1 protein-coding gene is annotated in these 2,549 nt (G+C 43.2%); it reads left to right on the top strand.

The features are described from left to right. Positions 1–682: 682 nt before the first annotated feature. The gene (gene ltrA / locus F6K53_RS37090) at positions 683–2,389 is read left to right on the top strand and encodes a group II intron reverse transcriptase/maturase (protein ID WP_293084565.1); all 1,707 of its coding nucleotides are present in this window, start codon (positions 683–685) and stop codon (positions 2,387–2,389) included. Positions 2,390–2,549: the final 160 nt, after the last annotated feature.

The following is a 2,549-nucleotide window of genomic DNA, read 5'->3' as shown; positions in this document are numbered from 1 at the left end:
AACTAAGGATCCACTCTACTCAGGTTTCGTTTCCGGCACAACGGAACCTGGGTCATCGACCCGAACGCTTGCGGAGAGTGCGATTCGTTGGCTAGAAAACCTTGCCCTAAAAAAAAAGCTTGGAGGATTAGCCGCCTGGTCAGGAAACTGAACCATGACAACTTGATAACCATGATGGTGCAAGACCATCCCTCGTGAAATCCGAGTGACAACCCTACCCTGATTTATGGAAATAGCAACTCCATAAATTGAACAGCAAAGGGTCAAACGGGCAAAACACCCTTTAACCTGACCGGTGTCAGCCTAGGTATAAGAACTCATGGGTACGAACAGGAAGGTACATCTGAATCATCGTTAAGCGTGGGTAGCGAAATAAAAAGGTCGAATAGCGCTACAGACAAAAAGTCAATGGAAAATAAAGGGTTTATAGGATTTCTCCTTCTTATAAAGATTTTCCCCTTCTCCCGGTGAAAAGTACCACCCTAAAAGTTCAAAGAATGGTTATCAGGAACGAAGTAACCCATATATGTACTCTTGGAAAGGTCGAATATTCCAAGTAGGTAGCTAACCGCAAGTCATAGAGGGGCGAGATTGAGTCAGAAGCCAAGGCCTAGGGTAATTCCTAGGATATGCTAACGGACTCACGTCAACGGAAAAGATATGGTTGTAAGTAGCAATTGATATGTCTAAAACTCGGGGGTTCGCCTCACAGTCGGAATGGAAGTCGGTCAACTGGCGAAAGCTAGAAATGACAGTCTTTAAGTTGCAAAAACGAATATATCAAGCCTCGAGCCGTGGTGACGTGAGCGTGGTAAGAAAACTGCAAAAAACTCTGATGAAATCCTGGTCAGCAAAAATGATTGCGGTCAGAAAGGTTACCCAGGAAAACAAAGGCAAAAAGACTGCCGGAATAGATGGGGTTAAAGCTTTAACCAATAAGCAGCGCCTCACCTTAGTAGCCAGCCTCAAAATCTCCAAAAAGGCACAACCCACCAGAAGGGTATGGATTCCTAAGCCCGGACGGTCGGAAAAACGCCCATTAGGTATCCCAACCATATACGACCGTGCATTACAAGCACTTGCCAAACAGGCATTAGAACCTGAATGGGAAGCCAAATTTGAACCTAATTCCTACGGGTTCAGGCCAGGACGCTCATGTCACGATGCAATAGAAGCAATATTTACAGTAATAGCCCAAAAACCCAAATGGGTTTTGGACGCAGATATTGCCAAATGCTTTGACAGAATCAACCATGATGCACTTCTAACAAAATTAAATACTTACCCATCCATGAGACGTTTAATTAAGTCCTGGCTAAAAGCCGGTGTGATGGATAATGGAACATTCTCATCTACAAATGAGGGTACCCCACAAGGTGGCGTTATATCACCACTTCTGGCCAATATAGCCCTCCACGGAATGGAAAATGCCATCTGGAATCACGCTAACTCCATCAAGGGAAAGAAAAGACACTATAAAACAGGTCTATCCCTAGTCAGATACGCAGATGATTTTGTCATTCTCCACCAAGACCAAACCGTGGTAGAAGAATGTCTTGAAGTCATTAATAAATGGCTGCTGGACATGGGTCTGGAATTAAAACCAAGTAAAACAAAAATTACCCACACATTTGACGGATTTGACTTCCTCGGATTCAACATTCGGCAATATAAAGTAGGTAAACATCATACTAAACAAGGTTTTAAAACCATCATCAAGCCATCTAAGGAAAAAGTACTAGAGCATTATGGGCAGCTCTCAAATGTCATAGAACGACACAAAGCTGCCCCACAAGAGGCTTTAATAAGCCACCTCAAACCTATTATACGCGGATGGTGCAACTACTACAGGTCAGTCTGTAGTAAAGAAACATTCAGCAAATTAGGACATATGCTATGGAACAAACTCCAAAGATGGGGATACAGGAGACACCCCAAGAAATCAAAAACCTGGGTAATCAATAAGTATTGGGGAACTATTGGAGGAGATAACTGGGTGTTCATGACCAACGAGGATAATTACCTCCCTAAACATGCCAAAACCAAAATTGTCAGGCACACCAAAGTCAAAGAAGCCAGAAGTCCCTACGATGGTGACCTAATATACTGGAACACCAGAATGAGTAAACATCCTGAAATGACCAGTCAAAAAGGAATACTTTTGAAACGGCAAAAAGGAAAATGCGCTCATTGTGGGCTTACCTTTAGGGAAGAAGATTTATTGGAAACACACCATAAAATACCACGCGCCAATGGTGGAAGTGATAATCTCAAAAATTTAGAACTACTACACCTCCACTGTCACGATGAAAAACATAGAATCGGAATTCAGTCAAAACGTCAAGAGTCAAATACAGACTCCTCTGAGTTAGATGAAAACCCATTCTAGAAGGTACCAATGACAATGGTTCCGTTTGATGAGGAGCCGTATGATGCGAAAGTATCACGTACGGTTTTGAAGACGAGTCAGTGGGGTGACTCACTGACTTAGTTAACTATCGGCAACTGCTCTGCTTGGATCCGGCCTGGATGAGCAAGATGACTCTGTG

The organism is Moorena sp. SIO4A1 (assembly GCF_010672065.1).
GTDB lineage: Bacteria > Cyanobacteriota > Cyanobacteriia > Cyanobacteriales > Coleofasciculaceae > Moorena.
The sequence above is the reverse complement of the archived record's forward strand: the minus strand, read 5'-3'. Positions and strand labels throughout refer to the sequence as shown.